Annotated in this window: 13 protein-coding genes and 1 riboswitch; of the genes, 10 read left to right on the forward strand and 3 right to left on the reverse strand. The window is 41.8% G+C overall.

What is annotated here, in order from left to right; genetic code table 11:
- Positions 1–2 precede the first annotated feature (2 nt).
- Positions 3–2,276 carry a PAS domain-containing sensor histidine kinase gene (locus ACTB0Y_RS13745; RefSeq protein ID WP_463207403.1) on the forward strand — a complete coding sequence of 758 codons (2,274 nt, stop codon included), beginning with the start codon at positions 3–5 and terminating at the stop codon, positions 2,274–2,276.
- A 203-nt stretch (positions 2,277–2,479) separates the two neighbouring features.
- Entirely contained in the window at positions 2,480–4,939 is a 2,460-nt protein-coding gene (locus ACTB0Y_RS13750) for a TonB-dependent receptor (protein WP_463207404.1), read from the forward strand.
- A 263-nt stretch (positions 4,940–5,202) separates the two neighbouring features.
- On the opposite strand, the gene ACTB0Y_RS13755 is transcribed toward ACTB0Y_RS13750, so the two are convergent.
- On the reverse strand, positions 5,203–9,801 hold the full coding sequence (locus tag ACTB0Y_RS13755; protein WP_463207405.1) for a C25 family cysteine peptidase: 4,599 nt from the start codon (positions 9,799–9,801) through the stop codon (positions 5,203–5,205).
- A gap of 209 nt (positions 9,802–10,010) precedes the next feature.
- Between ACTB0Y_RS13755 and ACTB0Y_RS13760 the strand changes: the two genes are divergently transcribed.
- On the forward strand, positions 10,011–11,339 hold the full coding sequence (locus ACTB0Y_RS13760) for a deoxyguanosinetriphosphate triphosphohydrolase (RefSeq protein ID WP_463207406.1): 1,329 nt from the start codon (positions 10,011–10,013) through the stop codon (positions 11,337–11,339).
- A 200-nt stretch (positions 11,340–11,539) separates the two neighbouring features.
- The gene (locus ACTB0Y_RS13765; RefSeq protein ID WP_463207407.1) at positions 11,540–12,571 is read left to right on the forward strand and encodes a hypothetical protein; all 1,032 of its coding nucleotides are present in this window, start codon (positions 11,540–11,542) and stop codon (positions 12,569–12,571) included.
- Positions 12,572–12,640: 69 nt separating this feature from the next.
- Here ACTB0Y_RS13765 and ACTB0Y_RS13770 read toward each other — a convergent pair whose 3' ends face one another.
- Positions 12,641–13,495, reverse strand: a complete 855-nt coding sequence (locus ACTB0Y_RS13770) for a 4-hydroxy-3-methylbut-2-enyl diphosphate reductase (protein ID WP_463207408.1) — start codon at positions 13,493–13,495, stop codon at positions 12,641–12,643.
- Entirely contained in the window at positions 13,492–14,178 is a 687-nt protein-coding gene (gene cmk / locus ACTB0Y_RS13775) for a (d)CMP kinase (protein WP_463207409.1), read from the reverse strand. Before cmk ends, ACTB0Y_RS13770 begins: the two co-directional genes overlap by 4 nt.
- A gap of 174 nt (positions 14,179–14,352) precedes the next feature.
- Between cmk and ispG the strand changes: the two genes are divergently transcribed.
- The 6 genes from ispG (at position 14,353) to ACTB0Y_RS13805 (ending at position 24,657) form a co-directional block, all read left to right on the forward strand.
- Positions 14,353–16,266, forward strand: a complete 1,914-nt coding sequence (gene ispG / locus ACTB0Y_RS13780) for a (E)-4-hydroxy-3-methylbut-2-enyl-diphosphate synthase (protein WP_463207410.1) — start codon at positions 14,353–14,355, stop codon at positions 16,264–16,266.
- A 16-nt stretch (positions 16,267–16,282) separates the two neighbouring features.
- Positions 16,283–16,870, forward strand: coding sequence for a TlpA family protein disulfide reductase (locus ACTB0Y_RS13785; RefSeq protein ID WP_463207411.1), 588 nt, complete (start codon positions 16,283–16,285; stop codon positions 16,868–16,870).
- 160 nt (positions 16,871–17,030) lie between these two features.
- Positions 17,031–17,227: riboswitch (cobalamin riboswitch) on the forward strand.
- 186 nt (positions 17,228–17,413) lie between these two features.
- Entirely contained in the window at positions 17,414–19,567 is a 2,154-nt protein-coding gene (locus tag ACTB0Y_RS13790) for a DUF4465 domain-containing protein (protein WP_463207412.1), read from the forward strand.
- A gap of 4 nt (positions 19,568–19,571) precedes the next feature.
- Complete coding sequence (locus tag ACTB0Y_RS13795; protein WP_463207413.1) at positions 19,572–20,996, forward strand: T9SS type A sorting domain-containing protein; 1,425 nt, start codon at positions 19,572–19,574, stop codon at positions 20,994–20,996.
- A 6-nt stretch (positions 20,997–21,002) separates the two neighbouring features.
- Positions 21,003–22,970: a TonB-dependent receptor gene (locus ACTB0Y_RS13800; protein WP_463207414.1), complete on the forward strand. Its 1,968-nt coding sequence runs from the start codon at positions 21,003–21,005 to the stop codon at positions 22,968–22,970.
- 157 nt (positions 22,971–23,127) lie between these two features.
- Positions 23,128–24,657, forward strand: coding sequence for an HAL/PAL/TAL family ammonia-lyase (locus tag ACTB0Y_RS13805; protein ID WP_463207415.1), 1,530 nt, complete (start codon positions 23,128–23,130; stop codon positions 24,655–24,657).
- Positions 24,658–24,825 lie beyond the last annotated feature (168 nt).

Raw genomic sequence — 24,825 nt, forward strand, 5'->3', positions numbered from 1 at the left:
GGATGGAAAATTTTTCGAATAACCTGCTCTTACTTACCGCTAATCTAAGCCAACTAAACAATCCGGAAAGGGTAAAACAACTATTCCTTGAGGGTATTTCAGGGCTATTTCCGCAATTCGATTTTATGTGGATCAATAAAGACACATTAAATAATGGTGATTACGAAGTTTGCACGAAAAATAAAACCTTTGGGGGAATCAAACTAAAAAAAGGAAAACTTAAAAACTCCGAGCAAGCGATGTTAAAAAATGCCACCCAAATGCTCGGCGTTATTTTAGAAAACATCGACAGCCAACATCTAAAGGTACGCGAACTTGAAATTGAAAGGAAAAAATATCAGCTACTATTCACAAACTCGCCGGTTGGCCTTATGACTTACAATAAAAAAGGCGAAATTTTAGATGCTAATCACAAATTAATCGAAATTCTTGGTTCGCCCAGTATTGAAGCTACACTCAAATTAAATATCTTTTCACTCCCTGCCCTCGTAAAAGCTGGTATATCTGATGATTTGAAGAAGGGCATAGAAACAGGAAATACAATTTCCAATGTAAAAAAATACGAATCTGTTTGGGGCGTTAGCCTGTCTTTGAAATATACCATCACTCCGGTGTTTTTTTCAGGCTCTACACATACCATGGCACAAGTTATTGTAGAAGATTTTACCATCTTTGAACAAACTAAGGAGCAGCTCCTTAATGCGAAAAATGATGCGGTTCAAAATGAACGTAAAGTAAAAAGTTTACTTGATGCTATTCCCGATTTAATGTTTGTGTTCAACAAAGAGGGTATAATTCTCGATTTCAATGCCGCAAAAAATGAATTATACACAAATCCGGAGGCCTTTCTGGACAAGGCCATTGATGCCGTTTTGCCGCCTTTAATAGCCAAACTGACCAAAGAAAAAATATACGAAACATTAAAAAATGGCGCTCAGGAATATGAGTACACCATGGAGATGAAAGGGCATCCACATATTTATGAAACCCGCATGGTGCCTCTTTCACAAGACAAAACCCTGGCCATAGTGCGCGATATGACACAAATCAAAAAAGCACAAAAAGCGTTACGCCAAACAAATGCACAATTAGAATTGCGCACAAGTATTTCAAATGCATTTTTACGGTACAACGACAATCGGTTTTATCACGAAGTTTTATCAATTGTTATGAACCAGCTGGAAAGCAAATTTGGTTTTTTTGGATATATTGATGAAAACGGGAACCTGGCCTGCCCTGCCATTACAGAATCTGTTTGGACAGGCGATAAAATCAACGATGAATTAATTGTTTTTAAAAAAGACAAATGGTCGGGTGTTTGGGGTGAGGCTTTAAAACAAAACAAACCTTTCAGGAAAAACAGTAATCTGCAAATACCATCAAATCATATTAAACTCAAAAATGTAGTGGTTTCTCCAATAAGCAATGAGCAAAATACTGTTATTGGGGAAATAGTAGTAGCAAACAATACAGATGAATATACTGAAAATGATTTAAACACGCTGGTATCTATTTGTAATTATGTGGCGCCATTGTTGAATGCCCGTTTGAAAGAGATGCAGTACAAACAACAACTAATCAACGCAAAAAACCAGGCAGAAGAAAGCGACCGGCTTAAATCAGCGTTTCTGGCCAATATGAGCCATGAAATACGCACACCCATGAATGGCATAGTCAACTTTGCTAAAATGCTAAAAAAACCAACACTTAGCAAAGAGAAACAAATTAAATATACAAACATCGTCAATCATCAATCCACGCAGCTTTTACACATCATTTCAGATATTGTAGATATTTCTAAACTCGAGGCCGGACAAGCCAAAATACACAAAGAAGAACTCCGTTTAAACGAAATGATAGAGGAGCTGAAGTTGGTACACAAACGTATTCATGACCGGGAAAAGGTAAGAATTATTACCCATGTTTCGGAAAAAGAGACCGTTATTCATTCAGACAGGACAAAAATTCAACAAATACTTTCCAACCTGATCGATAATGCTTTAAAATTTACAGTTGAAGGGTCTGTAGAATTTGGTTATGCAGATTTGGGGCGTGAAATTTTATTTTACGTGAAAGATACCGGCCCGGGAATTCCCAAAGAACGGTATGATAAAATATTTGAGCGCTTCACACAACTGGAAACAACACAAAAGCAAAGCGGAACCGGCCTGGGACTTTCTATTTGCAAAGGTTTTGCGGAGCTGCTGGGCGGTAGCATGTCTTTGGAATCTTATTCCGGTAAAGGAAGTACGTTTTATTTTTATCACCCAAAATAAAATTATTGCTAAAATTACGGGGTTGACTGTGTTATATGAGATTGAGCATTTGGGGATTTTTATATCTATCATCCTTTTCCCTGCTTTTTTTCTCCCTCCATTAAACCTTTTCATCTATCCGCTATCGAACAATTATCCGTACTGCCATTTTAATAAATGGTGATAGTATATTTTTGTGAATTATTTTTAAAGTTATTATCCAAATGAAAAAGTTATTTACTTCCCTTTTACTCGTTTTTATTTTATTCAATGTAAATGCTCAAACGCCTGAAGGCCGACGCCCTGCCGGTGGTCGCACCGGAGGAGGTGGTATGCCCATTTCATCAGGTATTGTGGGGCGCGTAGTTGATGCCGAAACCAATAACCCGGTAGAATACGCCAATGTTGCCCTCTTTAAATCGACCGATTCCTCACTGGTCAACGGAACCATTACCAACCCCAAAGGCTTTTTTATGCTGAAAAAAATTCCCAACGGAACATACGATATGCGCATTAAGTTTATGGGATATAAAAGCCACACCATAAACAAAATACAAATTACCGACGACAACCCGGTAGTTCGCCTGCGTGCGCTGAAACTACAACCGGCCAATGTGGAGCTCGATGCTGTAGATGTTACGGCCAAGCAAGAGGATGTGACGTTTAAAATTGATAAAAGGGTGATCAATGTATCTGAAAATATCAACACCGTTGGCGGAACAGCAGTAGATGCCCTGGAAAATGCACCAGGTGTTGAGGTGGATATTGATGGAAATGTTTCGATTCGGGGAAGTAGCAACTTTAAAGTGCTTATAGACGGAAAACCAACAGCTATGGAAGGTAGCGAAGCGCTGCAGCAGATACCGGCCAACTCGATAAAAGAAATAGAAATTATTACCAACCCATCAGCCAAATACGACCCTGACGGCCTGACCGGCATACTGAATATAATTATGAAAAAGAATCTGAAAGGTGGTTTGAATGGCCTGGTTAGTGCTTCAGTGGGAAATGACGACCGTTACAATGCCTCTGCCAATTTGAATTACCGAAAAAACAAACTCAACCTGATTGGTGGATATAGCTTGAGGCAGGGTGGTCGTGGAGGCAACTCTGAATCATATTATGAAACTTACCGCAACGATACCACACATTATCGTGACGAAGAAGGAGAGAGAGGACATACCCGGATTTCGCATAATTTTAAAGCCGGTATGGATTACGATTTCAATGACGCGAACCTGTTATCTTTTAATGCCCAGTATAGATTGAATGAACGTGAGCGGGGAAATGAGAGTTTTTACGAACAATATACCGACCCTGAATCAATTCTCATTGAATCATATACCGAAGGAGAAAATCAAAATGAAGGCTCATCTTACGATTTGTCCGGGGTTTATATTCATAAGTTTGATGAAAAAGACCATGAATTGAAACTCATGGCCACTTTTTCTTCAAAGGATGATACAGAATCTGCTTATACCTTGAAAGACACCCTGGGTACAGAAGCAGATATTGTGGAAGAAACCTTAACAGAAACTACCCAGGATCACAATCATAGCACTTTGCAGGCCGATTATGTGTTACCTCTGGGGGGCAATAAGCTTGAAGCCGGATTTAAATCGTCTCTTCGTGCAATTAACTACAACCAAACCGGTGATATTCTGAATCCAATTCCCGGAGCGCCTAATAATGAATTTATTTATCAGGAAGATATTCATGCCCTCTATGCGATGTTCTCAGGGCCACTTGGTGGTATTGAATACCAGCTTGGTTTGCGTGGAGAGTATTCACGCGTTTACACCGAACAAAAAGCCAATGATGACTCGAATACGAAAGAAATTTTTACCGTGTATCCAACGCTGCATTTTAGTTATGAGCTTAACGAAAGCAATAAGCTGATGGTCGGCTACAGCAGAAGGGTGCATCGGCCCCGCACTTATTTTCTTAACCCATATGAGGAGCGTTCTGATGCTTTTACCATCAGAAAAGGTAATCCTGATCTGGACCCGGAATATGCCCACTCATTGGAAATGAACTATCTGAAATATTTTGACCAGTCGTTTTTTAATGCTACGGTATTTTACAGGCAGACTGATAACAATATTGGCCGCATCCAAAAAGCCATTGATGATAATATGGTGCTGTTGACATTTGAGAATATTAACAAAGAAACATCGCTTGGTGCAGAGTTTAGCGGCCGGCACAAATTTGCCAAATGGCTGAGCGCTAATTTATCTTATTCATTTTTCCGTTACACCATCGATGGGGAAACCAATGGCGAAGACCTCTCAAATGAGTCTGTTAACCATAAATTGAGAGGTAATGCCAATGTGCGTTTCGGACCCAATTCTAATCTGCAAATGTTTGGTATGTATTATTCCCCTTCGGTTACCTCGCAGGGCGAAAGAGATGGGTTCTTTTTTACCGGGTTGGGATATAAGCAATTGTTGTTAGATCGCAAGCTTACGCTCTCGCTCCGCGTACGAAATCCGCTTGGCAACTTTCAGTGGCGATTTACCTCTGAGGGTAGTAACTTTAAAAATGAGTTCGTGCGTCGTCCTGATTTCCCGGTTGTTTACGTGGGCATAACATACAGAATAAATGAAGGTTTTAAACAACGTAAAATGAATGGTCGAAACGGCGGCACCAGTGAGGACTTTTCCGAGGGAATGACGGTAGATTAATATAACTTATTTAAAATGCGAGTCTTTGTAGTTTGTTCTTTTTCAGTATGCAATAGCGTTATTGGAGATTTACTCATACAATAGGAAAAGCCGCGCATCAACAAATTAATCTGCCATAAACACACTTAAAATTGTGGGTTGTTTAAAACTAAATGCAGCCCACGGCTAATTCAGGTTGGGTTATAAAAAGATGAGGCTGTCTAAAAGGTTAAATTTCGTCATTACTCCTTTTTAGACAGCCTCCTTTGTGAAATCTATTTCAATTATTGCTTAATAATCTTTTTGTAGGCTATTTGTTTGCCGGTTAGGAACCTGATGATGTAGTATCCATCCGGAAGTGTCTTAATGTCAACTTCGCTTGTTGTATCATTTATTAATTCCTGATATACAATTTTACCAGTATTATTAATTATGGTCATTGTAGTTTCAGCGCTAACGGTTACGTTAAATACTCCATTATTTGGGTTTGGAAATACTTCAATACCTAATTCTGCCAAATCATCGATGGAGGTGGCTGATATGTTAACGTCCTCAGTCCATTGGTTATCCGGGCAAATTCCGTTTGCTGCTGTAAGCGCTACTGTGTAGTTGCCATCGGCGGTATAGGTATATGCCGGGTTTTCTTCGTTTGAGGTGCCTTCACCATCACCAAAATCCCAGTTGTATGTATCCGCATTTTCCGATTCATTGGTTAGCATGATGTTCAGGCTATCTGTTTCGTAAGAAAATGCAGAGATTGGATTGGCAAAAACGCTGATTCCCATTGGTTCAGAAAATATATCACCACATCCGTTGGTTGCTTTCAGGCGGAAGAAACATGAGCTTGCAAGGGCCTCTGAAGTGTATGAGTCAGCTGTTGCGCCTTCCATGTTGCTCCATGCACTACCATCATCTGAGATTTGCCATTGAATTGTGCCGATATAATCTGAGGTGACTAAAGTAATTGTTTCACCTTCGCAAACAGAAGTTTCGTTCACGGTTATTGTTCCGGCATCAGCCAGTGGATTAACTGTGATCAACTGTTCGTTTGAGTACACTGCCTCGCAAACCGGGTTCGATAGTTTTGCTCTGAAATAAACATCATTGGTTAAGGCATTGGAAGTATATGTTTCTGAAATCTCACCAGAAATGTCCATCCAGTTACTTCCATCGTCAGATTTTTGCCACTGAATATTGCCGATGTATCCGGTTAGTGTTAAATTAATCGTTTCTCCGGCACAAATTTCACTCATATCCGATGCAGCTGTTCCGGCAACCGGGGTTGCGAATACTTCAACTAACAACGCATCGGTATTTACCGGGTTTTCGCCTTCAGCATAAATTTCTGCTCTGAAATAGCGGTTTTCAGAAAATTCTGTGGTTGTGTAATTTTCAGTGGTGGCATCAGGAATATCTGTCCATGTTGTACCGTTTGCAGACTCTTGCCATTGCAGGCTGTCGCCAATCCATCCTTCTAAGGAAAGGGTAGTTGTGCCTGTGCTGCATATTTCAAGTGGGTTAGCAGAAGCTGTTCCTGCATAGATGTTGGGCGAAATAACATTTATTGTGTAATCTTCAACCTCTCCATAACTACTATTGCCACATGGGGAGAGATCACCGGATGAATACTTCACACGCAGACGCATGGTAAGCATACCAACCTGGGCATCGGCCGGAACCATGATTGTGCCGGTTCCGTCAGGTTCAGAATAGTTGATGGTAATGCTTTCGTTGGCGTCTTCAAAGTCACCGTCGTAGTTCCAGTCTATCCAGCAACCCATTTCATCTCCGTCCCAATGTTCTCCGTTGGTAATGGTTATTGGGTATGATTGGCTGACAAATACATCAGTTGAAATCTCGGTATAATCCGTATAATTTGATGCTCCGGATGTATTGTCTATATCTGCAAACTGAACTCTTGAGATGTGCTCATCATTCTGGTTGTCAGAGCCTGCGTCGCAATATTCCGGCACAAAACCTATAACGAAAGTTTTGGCGTCTTCGGCAGTATATTGATTTTCAGCACCTGCTGTTACTTCAAAATCAATGTTTACGGGTGTTCCATCGGGAGTAGCAGTATCTGCAGTAACGTTGAAAATTAGGTCCTGGGTTCCTTCTACTGTTAAGCCCACCGGCACTGTAGTTGCTGAATTTATGGTGATGTCGGTGCTTGTGGAGGTGATATTGCCAATTACATTAGATACATCAGCATTACCAGTATTGGTGACCGGAATAATAATATCGGCAGTTTCGCCCGGATCCAGTATGGCATCGCCATTACCAGTAGCATCATCTATCAAAAGGGTGCCAATGGTTAAGACCGGTGCGTTAACCTTGAATGAAAGGCTGCCTTCGTATGTGCTTTTGGTTGCATTGTCTGTAATAATTGCAGCAAAGGTTATTGTTGTGCCGTCAGGGATATTGTTGGCCAGTTCTACTGTGAAATTACCTGAGTTGGTTTCGATTGTATCTGGCTGAATATCACCGTAGCTGACATTGGTTGCATTAGTCAGCGATAGTACATGAACATCTTCAGTGGTAAGTGTAACTTCTACATTTTCAGAAATATCTACACCCACATTTTTAATACTGATGTCCAGGTTAAAGGTTTCGCCAAAATCTGCAGTATTGTTTTGGCCGTCGTTAATTGTAAAATTGTCTACCACGTCATAAGGCCCTGAAGGCGCAATAATGGTGGTAGTTGAAGTATGGCGGAAATAATTTTGTTTTGTAACCGTAGTAAGTAACTCAGTTCCGGGGTTTGGTATATTTGTAAGGGTAATGGTGTTTGTTCCGCCTGTGCTTATAGCCGTTCCCAGGATTTCGGTTTGTTGGGTTGTTTCGTTGAAATAGGTTACTGCAATTGTAGCGCCTTCGTCTGCACTGATGTCCATGGTGTTGCTGCCAAAAACATGCGAATCAGGAGCATTTACTGTCAGGTTTTGTGGAACCTCTGTGTAAACATTCAGATAGGCACCACCATGGTGGTGGAAAAGCCGGTAGGTTACTTCCTTGCTGTTTGTATTGTAAGGCCAGTTTGATTGATATAAGAAGATTTTTCCTGCCGCATTTCCAAAAGCAGGATAAACAAAGTTGTTGGAAAAGTCAGCCGTTTCATTGGGCATGAAATCAGGCCAGAGGTTGTCGAAAAGGCCCCATACATAAACATCATTTACAAAAGAATAAGAAACTTCTGTGGCTGCAATAAGTCCGAGTGCACCACTGTTTTGGCCATTGTATGTGTAGCGGTGAAAGGCTTCTGTAAAAGTAGGGTCTTCCTCCGGGTTGTGGTAGGCTCCTGTTTGACAATTGATGGAAAAGATAAACGGAAGTTTGTTGTCCACATTGGTCAAAGAGCTAATGTTGTTTGTTTGGAATGCCGGTTCTCCCCAGCCATAGTATGCACCATGATCGCGGTGTTGCAGCATGAATGCACCATTGTTAATGGCATTGGCTACATCTCCGGCTGTTCCGCCTGACCAGCCACCAAGTTCACCGGGTGTTGCCGGCAAATAATTCAGTCCGTTTGGCCCGAAATAATCCATAACAGTTGGAGTATTTGTGGCTGTTGACCATGGGTCTGATGAAGGGCTACCGTCGTAAACGGCATTGATTCTGACCGTATTTTTTCCTAACTCGTTATTCCAGAAACCACCTACAACCTCTGAGCATATCTGGAACCAGCGTTCTGTTTGCCAGCCCAGGGCTGTGATCGGGTTATCGTAAAAACTGGCGTCTGTGGGTGGGTTTTGTTCATAGTCCATAAACTTAGAAACCATCGTGTTGAGTTGGGTTGTGTTTTCGGCGGTGATTCTCGCAAATACAATGTCGGGAAGTTCATCGCCGTCTACATCGCCATAGCGATTGTCCGATGCGAAATCGGGGTAATATGATGGGTGATCATACAAATGGGAAATGATTCCATCGGAACCGGTGCTATAGTCTCCCAAAAGCAGGAAGGCTTCTGGTGGGTTTGTCCAGTTGTAATATGCATTATCTACCCAATCTTCGATAGCGGCAACTGTATTGCCACCAACCTCTGTAGTGGTTATAACCATGCTTGAAATTCCCTGTTTTCTTCTGAATTCTGCAATTTCTTCAGCTTTGGCAATAAAGTCCGGGTCATCAATGGTTAGAATTACATAATCGGCCTCGCCATCTTTAGCTTTGTTGCTTTTTTCGGCAAAGTTAATTTTAGGCAGTGCCTCGTAATTGATAAGGTTTTGCTGGAGAACTGGTTCCCAAAAGCGACTTCGGTATTTAGCTTCGCTAAGTTTTCCGTTACCCCCTTCGAAAGTCACTTCCATTTTAACATCGCGGTATATTTTTAAAACTTTGGTTACCGGGTTGTACTGAAAAGGAGTTACTCCAAGCGTTACGGCATTGACGCCTCTTAGGTTAATAGCATCAGATATTTTAAACGGATCTGCAGGATAAAAGCGGTCTGCTGTGTAGACTTTTTCATCCTTTTCGTATTTCATGGGTTCTTTGTCGGTGTCTAATGGTATTACAGGAGCAGGTGCAATTTTCACATTTTCAATTGTTTCTACGCGATAATCAACAATTTTTAGTTGTGCTTTTGCTCCTTGCGGAATGGCTACCATGTGACCTTCACCTGGTAAGTTGGGCATTCCGGCATCGTTTGGTAGCATGCTGCCCGGCAGTTGCACCACTTTCATAGACTCTTCCTTTATTTGCTGGTCTGTAAGTGCAAATGCTTTAACGGAATAGTTGAATGTTATTCCGTTTGATTTTTGATTTTCAATGGTAAGGCCTTGTTTGCCCCAACCATCAGCATATTCAAATTTCTGGCCCTTAAGAAAAAAGGCACACAAAGTTAGAAAGGTCACTAAAAGGGTGCCCTTCAATAAAAAATTTCTCATAGCAAAGTGTTTTTTGTTTGGATTCTCATAGCTTAATTAGTTGATAAAGATAGAAAAGTTTATCATAATAAATAGTATGTTGTGTCGCTAAATGTTCTTTTTCTGAATATTAGCTTATCCAAATGTTTTTATATGTTTGGACTTATTTGCCTTTCAGGTTAAATGTTTTACGCAAATTTTTGTAAGTTCGCTTTCTGAAAAACTTAGTTATGGAATGGAGCAAGCTGTTAAATGCAAATAGGTTCGGTCAGGATACCCGTCAATTGAACCCTGTTGAGATACGATCGCAGTTTCAACGCGATTATGACCGCATAATTTTTGCCCCGGCCTTCAGAAGGTTGCAGAATAAAACACAGGTTTTCCCGCTACCGGGTTCGGTTTATGTGCACAACAGGCTTACCCATAGTCTTGAGGTGGCCAGTGTGGGAAGATCGCTGGGCAGAAAGATTGCGAATTACTTGATGAGTATAGAAAACGGACCCCCTTCGCATTTATTGGAAGAGCTTCCTACCATTGTCTCTACAGCTTGTTTGTGCCACGATATGGGCAATCCCCCCTTTGGGCATTCGGGAGAAGATGCATTGTCGCGCTATTTTCGCGATGGGAAAGGTCAAAACTTAAAAAATGAATTTGATGAGCAGCAATGGAGAGACCTCACCTATTTCGAAGGTAATGCCAATGTGTTACGGTTGCTCACACATCAGTTCAACGGGCGTAGAAAAGGTGGATTTGTTACGACTTATGCCACGCTTGGGTCAATAATCAAGTATCCGTACGCCTCAACTCAGGCCTCTGGCAATAAATATGGTTTTTTTAGTACGGAGTTTAACAGCTTTAATGAGGTGGGGAAAAAGACCGGTCTCATATGGCAATCTGATGGTACTTATAGCCGTCACCCGTTGGTTTTTTTGGTGGAGGCAGCTGATGATATTTCCTATTTATTGATGGATATGGAAGATGCACATCGGTTGAAAATATTAACGTATGAGGAGATTATCCAATACCTGGCACCATTTTACGAAGCCGATGATTCGTTGAAATATAAATTTAAAGAGGTACAAAAAGAGGTTTCCGACAAAAATGAACTGATTTCGTTTTTGCGCGCTTCTATTATCAATAAATTGGTCAATGCCAGTGCTGACGTATTTGTGGAAAATTATGATGCGATCATGAATGGCACCTTTCAGGATGCCTTGTACAAACATTTGCCCGACTATCTGATGGAAAATATGAAGCGCTGCAAAAAAGTTAGTGCGGAAAAAATTTATAATCACAGATCAGTGGTTAAAATACAGCTCGCCGGGTATCATGTTCTGGGAACTTTACTCGAAGAGTTTGTGGGTGCCGTAATGAACCCGGAAGCATCATACAGCCAGCAACTATTATCGCTGATTCCGGAGCAATTTGAGGTGCGCGAGGGTGATTTGTATAACCGCCTGCGTAATGTGTTGGACTTCATTAGTGGAATGACTGATATTTATGCAGTGCAACTGTTTCGCGATATCAGGGGTATTGATTTTGAGCAGTGGCCGGTTTAATTTTGTATTCACCCAGAATTATTTATTTATAAAAACAAAACAATTGTGAAAACTAAAAATTTTAAACAGATGAACCGAGCCATGACAAAATTTTTGACACACACGCCTATTGATTATAATGAAAAAAAAATCATGTGTGACGTAAATATGAATCATCATGGCGAGCTCCATCTGACCACTAAAATCAAAATTATAAACAGATGAAAAAAGTAAGCTTATTATTGATTTTCGCGTTTTTAACCTCAATGATGATGGGGCAACGTATTAGTTCAAAGGAACTGGACTATACAATTAAACATTATCCCGCCAAACCTATTCCACCACGATTTAAGTCTTATACAGTAGATGTTAAAGTGTTTCCCGGACATCCCTCGTTAGATGGGAAAGACTACAATTTAAATCTTGATTTAATTGGTATGGAAAAAAAGGCCAGTGCCAATAGCTCAAAGGACTGTATTAAAGTTGAGATAGGGTTGAATAAGGTGAAAACCTCACCTATAAAAACCACTAAAATTACTCGAGGATATACAACTTTTGTGGCCAAATCAAATATTCAATATCAGGTAGATTATGTGCTGTCAGGTAAAAAAGCCAATGATGACAATGGTAAATATGAGCAGCATAAATACTATTCCGGAAAAATCAAAAAGAATGTAATGGCTCAGGAAACTGGCGGAACCGAGTTAGAGGCAAAATCAAAAATGGAAAGTTGGGCACTTGATAAAAAAGTTGAAGAAGCTGTGCAGCAAGTTTTAAATGAAACCATAAACGACCGGATAAATGATGAGTTTATGCTTTATAATGCCAACAGAACAATTAAATTTTACACAGTTGATAAATTTAAACGTTTCGATTATTCAGACTTTAACAGTGCCCGGAAAATAGCATTTAAAGTCACACAAACTTTTATAAAAGATAAAGACTTACCAGCTTATAAAAAGGCTATTGCATCAGCACGCCAGATATGGGCCAAAGCGCTGAAGGAATCTAATCTTAACAAGCGCAAATCGCGCGTAAATAAAAAAGTCACATGCTATGCGCTTTTAAATTTGGCCAATACAAGCTTTCTGCTTAGAGATTACCGCAAAGCACAAAGCTATCTGGATCGAATAAAGTCCATTGACAAAAGATTTGATGCAAAACCCTTTTTTAAAGCGGGTGACCAAATTGATCAAAAACGTATCAAAAAATATAATGAAATGATGAAGACGGTTGATTTTAAGGATGTGTAATGTCTTCTAAACTTTAAATCATTCTATAAAGCAGGTTGTTTGAGCAGTTTCTGTCTTGCGCCTGCTTTTTTATATAAAGAAAGCCTGAATTGTTTTTTTTGCCTCTTCCATTTGCCAATGAGGTGTTGAAGTGGCACCACAAATGCCCACGCTGATATCATTTGTGAACCAGTCTTTTTGTATTTCTGCTGCTTTACTAATAAAGTGGGTGTTTGGGTTGGATTTTTGGGCTACATTAAAAAGCATTCGTCCATTGGAGCTGTTTTTTCCACTCACAAAAACACATACATCATGCATGGCTGCAAACCGGCTGATTTCCGGTACCCGGTGCGCCACTTTTCTGCAAATGGTGTCGTATGAAATAACCTCTGCCTTTATGTAGGCTTCAAGTGCTGTTTTCATCTCAGCAAAACCTTCCAGCGGCATCGTGGTTTGCGAAAACATAAAAACAGGTTTTGCCGGATCGAGTTTTTTTACTTCTTCGGGTAGGCTAAGTACGTATGCGTGGCCTCGCGTTTGGCCCACCAACCCAATGACTTCTGCATGCCCCTGCTTACCATAAATCACTATTTGCGCTTCGGGATGGTTCTCGTATGTTTTTTTTACTTTTTGTTGCAGTTTCAAAACGATGGGGCATGTTGCATCAACTATATTGCGTCCTTTGTCTTTAAGCGTTTTGTAGGTGGAAGGAGGCTCACCATGTGCCCTGATTAGCACATTTTCGTTTTCGGCTGCGTCTATGTCCCGGCAACTTATGGTATGCATGCCCAATGATTCAAGTCTTTTAACTTCCTGGGCATTATGCACCATTTCGCCTAAAGAGCTTATGGTTTTGCCTTGTTCCAGATATTTTTCTGCTTTATCAATTGCGCGAACAACACCAAAACAAAAGCCGCTGTTGGGGTCAATTTCCACGTGAATCATGATAAATCCCCAATTTTTTCATAAATAATTTCCAGTGCTTTGTCAAGTTGCTCGTTGCGGCTTAAGTAGCTGTTGTTTATTTCTACAGCATCATCAGCTTTTCTCAATGGTGCCACTCTTCTGTTTTGATCTTTTTCGTCACGTTTCTTTACATTTTCAAATACTTCGTCAAAGCTAATATCCACGCTGTTTTCTCTGAGCTCCTGAAATCGGCGTTCTGCTCTTATGCGGGGTTCAGCCGTTAGAAATATTTTTACTTCTGCATCTGGGAATACATGCGTGCCTATGTCTCGACCATCCATTACTACCGATGCCTTTTCGCTGTAACTTCGCTGCATTTGTACGAGTATTTCTCGCACAAATCCATGAGTTGCCACTTCACTCACATGGTCAGCAACTTCAGGGCTGCGTATTTCTGTTTCCACATCTTGCTCATTAAGCAACAAGTGATTGTTTCCTGCATTAAATTCTATTGTCGCATGCTGTATAACCGGCCTAAAGCAGCCAGTATCGAGTTGATTGTTGATAATACATTTGTTTTGAAGTGCCAGCAATGTCGCTGCTCTGTACATCGCGCCTGAATCGATGTATACAGCACCCAATACTTCTGCAATTTGCCTTGCCAGCGTGCTTTTGCCGCAGGAGGAAAAACCATCAACGGCGATGCGATAAAATTCAGACATAATTTATTAAGTTGAGATATGAATATTATGAAAATTGTTTTCCACTACAAATATAAACATGAATGAGTGGCCCTGGTTAAATTAAAGAAAAAATTGAACAATTGTTTAAAAACTCTGCATTTGATGGACCAGAAATTGTATTGATCATTATTTTTGTGTAAATATTAAGATTAAATGACAGCTCACATTCCATATTCGCTTGCTCAATACAAACGTTATCAGACAAAAGAAGTTCACGTAGGAAATATTACCATCGGTGGAGATGCTCCTGTGCGCGTGCAATCGATGTGCAATACATCTACAACTGATATAAAAGCTTCTGTGCAACAGGCCAAAGAAATTATTAACGCCGGAGGAGCGTTGGTGCGTTACACCGTGCGCCATCGTGAAGATGCCGAAGGCCTTGTTCAAATCAGCAAAACACTTAAATCACAAGGGTTTGATACACCAATAGTAGCTGATGTACATTTTAATGCTGACCTGGCCATCATGTTGGCCAAAACAATTGAAAAGGTGCGTATAAATCCGGGCAATTTTGTTGACAAACGAGCAACATTCGAAGAGACAAAGCTTTCTGATGAGGCTTGGAACGGGGAGCTTGAACGTTTAGAGAACAAGTTTGAATCGTTAATTGAAGTTTGTAAAGCTCATAATACTGCATTACGAATTGGTACGAATCACGGCTCGCTTTCTGATCGTATTATGAGTCGGTTTGGAAACACCGTAGAAGGTATGGTGGAATCAACCATGGAATTTTTGCGTGTGTGTAAGCAAAATGGTTTTCACAATGTAATTGTATCCATGAAATCTTCAAATGTGCGGGTAATGGTGGAAGCTTATCGCAATCTGGTGGTTGCCATGCACAATGAGGGTATTTATTTTCCATTGCATCTTGGTGTAACAGAGGCCGGGGATGGCCTTTCTGGAAGAGTAAAATCTGCTGCGGGTATTGGCACGTTAATGAACGATGGATTGGGCGACACCATAAGGGTTTCGCTTACTGAAAATCCGGTAGCTGAAATTCCTGTCGCACAGGCTTTAGTTGAGCATGTGATGAGGCGACCCGGTACGCCTGTTGAAATTCCACCACAGACACAGTACAATCCGTTGAAGTTTCAACCCAGGAAGGCACAAGGTAATTTATCTGTGAGTCCGGAACAACCAGCTGTGATTGTAGACCTCCGTCACCTTGAATGCATAGGTAAATCAGACATTGAACAATTGGGTTATGTGCAAGAAGCGCATGGTTGGAAAGCAACCCGGCGTGCTGCCGATTACGCATTTGTAAATACCACAAAAATAGAAACCCATTTGCCCGATAACTTAAGGTTGTTGTATGAAACTAATGTAACCGGAAAACCAGCAGAAAATGCTTTTCCTGTGCTCACAAGAGCGGAGTATGTGCAATTGCATAAATTGTTGCGATTAAAAGAGAAGTGGGTATATCTGCGCAATGAGGAATTAAATGATGATATGTTGAAGATTCTGCGGAACGATCAACATACGGTTGTTGTTTTGGAAACAACACATGCCAATGGAGTAGCTGATCAGCGGGCATTTTTTATGCACATGCAAGCGCATGGTTTCAATCATCCGGTTGTGGTGAAACGTAATTACATTGAAGAAAACAAAGAATTGCTGGGAATAAAGGCAGCAGCAGATGCAGCCCCGCTTTTTGTAGATGGATTTGGCGAGGGTATTTGGCTTACTAACCCGTTTGTGCCAGATGCATCATGGATGCGGAATCTGAATTTTGAAATACTTCAGGCCGCCAGGGCCAGAACAACTTCTACCGATTTTATTGCCTGTCCGTCATGTGGGCGCACACAGTTCGATATAGAGAAAGTTTTGAAGGAAGTGAAAGCCAAAACAGGGCACCTCTACCACCTCAAAATAGGCGTGATGGGCTGCATTGTAAATGGTCCCGGTGAAATGGCCGATGCCGATTATGGATATGTTGGAGCCGCACCGGACAAAGTTACTTTGTATAAAGGTAAAACACCTGTCCGTAAAAACATTTCCTCTACAAATGCTGTTGATGAGCTAGTACAATTAATTAAAGATAATGGCGACTGGGTGTCGCCTTAAATGCAAACAAAAAGTTATGGGTATCAAAAAATGGTTCGATAAATACCAAAAAAAGAAAAAATTCTCCATCATTTCTGACATTATATTGGTTGCGCTCGTTATTGTGATGCTTGTACCATCATGGCGCCGTGAAGTGGGGTCGCTTGTGGTAAGGTTATTTATGTCGTCCCCCGACGTTGAAGTAACCGACAAGCAGGCTTTGCCTCCTGCTGAGCTCACATTGGCTTTTGCATCGCAATCAGGGCAAATTTATCAGTTGGGCAATATGCTCGACAAACCTGTTTTACTCACTTACTGGGCTACCTGGTGCCATCATTGTGTGGCAGAACTGCCGGCTTTGGCCAAACTCTACAAAAAAGCCGGTGATGATATTCACCTTATTGTATTGGTGAATGAAGACCTTGAAAAAGCCTCGGCATATGTGCAGAAAAAAGGCTATGATTTACCGCTTTACAGGCAAAAAAGCCGCGCTGGTGAAATGCTCCACAGCAAAAAAATTCCCGCTTCATTTTTAATTGATCAACAGGGAAACCTTTTGCTAAAAGAAACCGGTGCCATCAAATGGGGTTCGGATGAGTTCATAAGTTTTATTCGGGGGCTCTAACGAAAATTTTCAGGGAACATCAAAGCTTTGCAAAACCATATTTTTTGATAGGTGTTTGCACACAGTTTTAATTTCTTCGCATATATAATTTTGTATCAGGGTTTTGTGTGTGAATTTTAAAATATGTGTTTCAAAATATTCACGTTGGTTTTAAAAATTATACCTTTGTCTCACCATTGGTTCCCAAAAGGCTTATGCCAAGGGATGAAAAGGGAATGCCGTGCAATTCGGCAACAGTTCCCGCTGCTGTGATCCTCATTTGTGGATTGGCAACATGCCACTTTTCTTAACAGAAGAATGGGAAGGCGCCACGTACCGGAGGAAAGTCAGAAGACCTGCCAGTGATATCAGATTTCGCAGCCTGCGGTGAACAGGAAGCTGATCATACTGGTAAAGAGCTATCCACAGTATCGTCTGCTGCAATCTGAAAACAGAACCTTAAAGGCAGCAGAAGCAAAAAATCCGAACAAAATCAGATTCATTCAGCCAGCTGCCCAAAAGGTTGAAGCTAATTTTTTGTTTAATTTTTAAAATTTATTTCTCATGAAAAAGTTTTATTTATTGTTTGTGGCAGCCATTTTTTCTGCAACCACAATTCAGGCGCAGGGTAGCTATGTGAATGCCGGAGATGGGTATGTTGCCCAGGATCTTTTATCCGGTTACGATGTGTTTTCTACTTTCGACATTCGCGAAAATTTGCTTTATGGGAATGAAGGCGACACCATTCGTGTGCTCGATATGACAACGGGCCAGGAGCTTGCTGTTTATGCAAAACCCGCTTCATACAGTGCATTTCCCAGTTTTATCACCGTCAATAACACGGGCACCGAAATATGGGCCGGATATACTGTTACCGGTAATACTGACGATAGAATATACAGAATTGAAACTTCAACAGGTACGTGGCACCACGAGGCTACACTTACCGGTAATTTTGATTTAGAAATTTTTAACGGATACCTCATTGCGGATGGCGCTACGTACGGCAATCCCAATAAAGTTTATTTGCTCGATACCACAGGAACTGACAATCACCGCGTATTAATTGAAACCGGTGGAAATTCGGCAGGTTTTGATATCGATGCCCAGGGAAATTTATATTATGGAACTTCTTTTACAGACAGCAACCAGTTGGTATATTTTGACGGAAGTGCGCTAATGTCGGTAATTGAAGATTCCACAACAAATCCGTTACAATTTGAACAAAGCATATTTTTAACAAATCTGCCTGCCGGCGCCTATGATGTGGATGTTGATGAGGTTGGTAATGTGGCGTTTAGCTTTAATGACTCTAACGACGACAAAGTGCTTGCGCGCTGGAGCAACAATACAGATTCGCATGATACCTTAGCGACTACCAGTGGCGACTATGACTGGTTCACAATGGTGAAAACTTCAGGCAATATTATGGAGCCGGGAGCGAATAACGGTACTTTTGTACTTTCCTATGCCCGGCCCATCGTTAAAGTAAGTGGCACCAACTACGGACCTGTGTTGACTGAACCATTTGAAAAAATTCAGGCCGCAGCCTCCGTGGAAAGTATTTTTGTTGATTTGAATGGACATTTCACTGATCCAGATGATACCGATAATTTTACCTATTCTGTTACGAACAGCCATAGTGAAGTAGCTGGCGTATTTGTCCAGGATCAGCAGTTGCAGGTAGAACTTGTGGCGCCCGGACAAACAACTGCAACAATTACGGCTACGAATGCGGGCCGCTCTGTAAGTGCTGAATTGATTATCGGGGCCTATCCGGAAATTAACGGAGATTATACCATTAGTGATTTTGAAGGTATGGGACTTGGTGAAAATGATTATTGGAATGGTGCTGATGGTGCCGGAGGATTTACATCCGGGTTGCTGAATTTTTCCAACAATTACAACCCCGATTATAATTCATGGAGTGAATGGGCTTATTCATCTATGGCTGATGATAGCACTGCGGGATATGCGAATCAATACAGTGCCATCACAGGCGGAGGTTTTGAGCCTACCGTGTTTGAAGGTTCAACATATGGCGTTTCATATGCAAGCAGTGAGCCCGTTATCCGGTTTGATGATGATAAAGCACACCGCGTAAAAGGTTTTTATGTAACCAACAATACCTATACTGCACTCTCTATGAAGTATGGCGATGATTTCACGAAACAGTTTGGTGGTGTAACCGGGGCAGATCCGGATTGGTTTAAGCTTGAGGTTTGGGGATTTCAGGAAAGTACACCGACTGATACGGCTTTATTTTATCTCGCTGACTATCGGTTTGACAATGATGCTAAAGATTACATTGTTCAAACATGGCAATGGGTAGAGCTTGATACCCTGGGTGTTGTCGATAGTTTGCAAATGGCGCTTTCATCATCAGATATGGGGCAGTGGGGTATGAATACTCCGGCTTACTATTGCGCAGATAATTTTTATGTTGCTCCCGCGGGAGTTGGCGTTGAGGCGGCAACTGCTGATATTGCGAACTTTAGTGTTTATCCCAATCCCGTAAGCAACCAGGTTACCCTTTCTATCCCTTCGAAAGGACGGGTTGATGTGTGCTTGTATGAGTATACCGGAAAGTTGTTGCATCAAATCAATGATGCATACCATGGCCGACAAATTGATATGTCTCGCTATGCAAGCGGCGTATATGTTTTACAGATTCGTACAGGTCAGGGTATTGTAACCAAACGAATAGTAAAAAAGTAGACGAATGATAAAATATCATCAAATAAAGATTACGGTGGTTTTGGTGGTTATTTTTTTAATAACCATAGTAAGCACGGTGCACGCCCAATATATCAGCGAGGTGCTGGAATACAAGCCCGCTCCGGGGCAGCTGATTAACGAGAATCCCTGGGGTACACCTTCGGCTGCAGAAAGTATTGTGGATGTTACAGACGGGCATTTAACGCTTGGTGCCTGGGGTGGCTACGTGGTGTTCAGGTTCGACAGCCCGGTAGAAAATCATCCGGATAATCCGTATGGTGTGGATTTTACTGTTTTCGGTAATCCCATGCCCGATTGGAGCGAGCCGGGCATTGTATGGGTAATGAAAGATGAAAACCAGAACGGTTTGCCCGATGATACCTGGTATCAGTTAGCTGGCAGCGATTATCATTTTTCCAATACAATGCATCAGTATGAGGTGACGTATACAAATCCACAAAGCGATCAGGCTGCTGATGTACCATGGGTCGATAATTTTGGCAATGAAGGTTTCATTGTTGCCAACGAAGTGCACACACAACCTTACTATCCACTAACTGATTCTTTCCCGGATATTGACCAGAACTCCTACAGTTTAACCGGTTCCAGAATTTTCCCTGTTGTTGACAGTACAACATCTATGGTCAAAATTTATCAGAGAGGATTTGGTTATGCCGATAACCAGTTTCGGGGGCAATCTCCGTATGATGTGCCCGACAATCCGTATACTCCGGCAGTAGAAAATTCCGGAGGCGATGCATTTGATATTAGTTGGGCCGTAGATACTGCAGGCAATTATATCGATTTGGATGTAATTGATTTTGTGAAAGTTCAAAATAGCATGCAGGCCAATGGTGGCTGGCTGGGCGAAGTTTCTACCGAAGTTGCGGGCGCTGTTGATGTGGCGCCAAATTCTACCATTACTGGTGAAACCCTGGCTGTGGTAATTAAAGATTTACCGCCGGTCATCAAAACGGCTTCTTTACAGCTGGAGGCCTATGCATTTGATCATGGAAGGCTGCTTGCCGATTACAATATCAGCTGGAGCGTAAACTTAAATGGTGCTATTATTGATGAGAATGATGTGCTTCATGTTGAAAATTCAGGGGAGCTGGAAGTAACAGCCACCCTCAATGGACATCCTGAAATTTCTGCTACCGCTAAGGCAACCGTTGATTTGGGTAATGGAACGCCGGCTGTGCCAATTTCTGAGGTGTTTAATACATATCCCAATCCTTTTAAAGATTTGGTGCACGTTGAAGCTAAGCAAGGAAAACTATATGTTTATAATGTTTCAGGGCAGGTCGTTTTTGAGGATTTTGTAAGTGGCAGTAAGGTGATTAATCTGGCAGGGTTTGGCGCAGGTTTATATGTGATCCGCCTGCACCGCAATGATCAGGTTTATATAAAAAAACTCATAAAAAAATAGAAGGTTGTGCGTAAATATATTTTATGCATAGTGGTTTGTTTTAATTATCTGATATCCTTCACCCAGGGTATACAAGACTCTGTGTTTCGTATCCCTGAGGTGGAGATATCTGAGCAACGTCTTTTCGAAAAAACAGAGGCGGGCATGAAACAATCTAAAGTGGATTCCATTGTGTTGCTTGAAAATATCAGTGCCGATTTATCGGAAATACTGGCCGAAAACACGCCTGTTTACATTAAAAATTATGGTCGTGGAGCAATGGCCACAGCGTCATTTCGTGGCACAGCCCCTTCGCATACACAGGTATCCTGGAATGGCATCAATATTAATTCGCCCATGTTGGGGATGGTCGATTTTTCACTGATCCCGGTCAATATCATAGACGACCTTACCTTGCAACATGGAGCTGCATCGGTGAGTGAGCAGAGTGGCGGTCTGGGAGGCCATATCAGTCTACAAAACAAAGTTGACTGGCAAAATAGCTTCAGCGGCCGGTATCATCAGGGAATAGGTAGTTTTCGCACATTTAGTGAGTTTGGGCAATTGAACCTGGGCAACGAAAAAGTACAATCGAAAACACGGGTATATTATTTTTTTTCCAAAAACAATTATAAGTTTTTAAATAAACATTTGCTCCCGGAGCCGGAAGTTCAGCGAAATCAAAATGCAGATTTTGCACGTTTCGGGGCTATGCAGGAGTTTTACTGGCGTCCATTAGCGCAATGGCAGCTTTCTGCTAAAATGTGGTTCCAGGATGCATACCGGTCTATTCCCACAGTGCTTACAGATGAAAGCAATGATTCCTCAAAGGAACGAATCAACAGACAGGACGATCGTACGCTTAAAGCAGTTTTAAGCTCTGATTATTTCGGTGAGTTGTGGACCTTTAAAATTCATTCGGGGTTTGATATTCAAGAGCTTGATTATGTGAATGGTTACACCATCAATGACGAAGAAAACCTGAATGTGAATTCCGGAAGCGATATGCGCAGCTGGTACAACCAGTTTTCCGGCCAATATAAGCCGTTCGGAAAGCTTACGGTACGCCTGAAAGCTGATTATAACCTGTATGATATTTCTTCGCTGGACACTGTGGCCTTGCTGGGTTACGATGTAACCCGACAGGAAGCTTCAGCCATGGGAGCAGCTTATTACGAGCCTTTTGAGCCGCTGCAGATTTCGGTTACCCTGCGGCAGGATTGGCTTGAAAAGCGGCAAACACCGCTTATCTACACATTCGGGATTAATTACAAACCGTTTGCTGCCCAAAATTTTGTGCTAAAGGGCAGCGCAACCCGCAACTTTCGTAACCCCTCGCTGAACGATATGTACTGGCAGCCCGGGGGTAATCCTAATCTTAAAGCAGAAAAGGGTTATACTTTCGATGGTGGTTTGCATTATTTATTGAAACAAACACACTGGTCAATCGAAAGTCAATTTACGGCCTACCATTCGCAAATTGAGGATTGGATTATCTGGCTGCCGAGTCTGAAAGGCCCATGGGAACCTTATAATTTGCGAAGTGTCGAAGCATCAGGTGTTGAGCTGATGTTGAAATCTGAAATTACCAGGGGAAAGACCCGTTTTTATTTTATGGCTAATTATGCTTATACGCAGACCGTAAATACAGGCGAGGGACTGTCAGAAGTGGATATCTCCAAAGGAAAACAATTACCTTTCATTCCTAAACATTCAGGAAATATTTTTGCTTCGATAGCCTATCGTGGTTATTACATCAATTACCAGCATAATTCCTACAGTACGCGTTATTTGCTTTACAGCAATAATGAGCGCGACGGACTCTACCCTTATCATCTGAACCATGCCGCACTGGGTAAGCGCTGGCAACTTAATCGTTTTAAAGTTGATGTTGAGCTGAAGATAAATAATCTTTTCGACGAGTTTTATCGCAGCGTGCTCAACCGATTTATGCCCGGCAGAAATTATATGCTAATGGTAAAGATTGGTTTTTAGATTAGTTGAAATTTATTTGAGCCTGACCTGACGAGTTGATACTATTAAGCTTTATAGCAGACTTCTAACTCCTTATTTATATTCAACAAATAAACATACAGTGTACCTCAAAAATTATTAATTTGCAAACGTTTGCAAATACTTAAAATCAGAGAGAATGATACTAACAATTACTGGTAAAGATTTAACCATTGAAAAAGTTGTAGATGTAGCCCGCAATAATGTAAAAGTAGCCCTGCATCCCGACGCTGTAAAAAGGATTAATAAATGCCGTGCAATGCTGGAAGAAAAAATTGAGGCCCACGAGATTATGTATGGCGTCAATACCGGCATTGGAGAATTTTCTGAAGTTGTATTGTCTGATGAACAGGTCAAGGATTTTCAGAAATATTTAATTTACAACCACGCAGCGGGTATCGGCGATCCGGCACCACTTGAATATGTGCGCGGAGCCATGCTGGGACGAATCAATGTGCATGCCAACGGCCACTCAGGTAACAGGCTTATAATTACACAAACCCTTGTTGACATGCTCAATAAAGGGGTAACTCCTTTTGTGTGCCAAAAAGGGTCAGTAGGAGCCAGTGGTGATTTGGCGCCAATGTCCCAAATAGCCTTGCTAATGATGGGTGAAGGCAAGGCCTATTTCAAAGGCGAGCTTATGCCCGGCAAAGAGGCTATGGATAAAGCAGGTATCCCGGTCCCAGGATTGGAAGCCAGAGACGGATTGGCTACCATCAATGGATCCAACGTGCTGACTGCCATGAGTGCTATATTGGTTTTCGATACCAATAACTGGCTGAAACAAGCTGAAATTGGCGCTGCCATGTCCCTGGAGGCGTTGAAAGCGAATATGAAACCCTATACTGCCAAATTACACGAAGTGCGTGGGTTTAAAGGTGCAGTACGTAGTGCCAGTGCCATTAATAAACTGGTGGCCGGTGGTGATTTGAAAGAAGGAAAGGTGAAGTGCAAAGTGCAGGATGCGTATTCCATGCGTTCTACACCCCAGGTTATTGGTGCGGCACATGATGCATTGGCTTATGCGCGGTCGCAGGTCGAAATTGAATTGAATGGCGTGGGCGATAATCCGATATTTTTCCCCGATGAAAAGACCCAGCTTTCGGGCGCGAACTTTCAGGGTACACCCGTTTCTGTGCCTATGGATATGGTGGGTTCCTGTATCACTATGGTGAGCGTAATGTCCGAACGGCGCATGAACCGGCTCAACCACCCGGCGCTTAATGTGGGACTCCCCTCATTTCTGACTAAAGGGGCCGGCATGTTTTCCGGGCTCATGCTGAGCCAGTACACCGCTGACATGCAAATTGTGGAGCAGCGCATATTGTCGACACCCGCCTCTATACAATCAATACCGGCAGCTGCCGACCAGGAGGATTTTGTGTCAATGGGTATGAACACGGCCATTAAAAACTTTCAGATTTTGGATAATGCTTATGGGATTTTGGGTATCGAGATTATGGCGGCTGCCCAGGCACTTGATTTCCGAAAAGAAGAATACAGTTTTGGCAAAGGCGTTCAAAAAGCATGGGAAACAGTGCGCAAACACGTGGAATTTCTTGATGTGGACCGGCCACTCTACGACGATCATACCAACATGAAGGCTTTAGTGAAATCGGCTGAGATTCTTGAATCGGTAGAGAAAGCGGTGGGGTCGCTGGAATAAAAGTTATGTCTTAATACTTGAATGTGGATTAAATATTGAGGAGAGGGCTGCGCCTGCAACGCGGCCCTCTCTGCTTATTGAAGGTTTGTATTTAAAGTTTTCTTATTCAGGATTAAAAATTTCCCTACCTTAGCGCCCTTATTCTATAAACTTTCAAAAAAATCATAT

The organism is Salinivirga sp. (assembly GCF_055145285.1).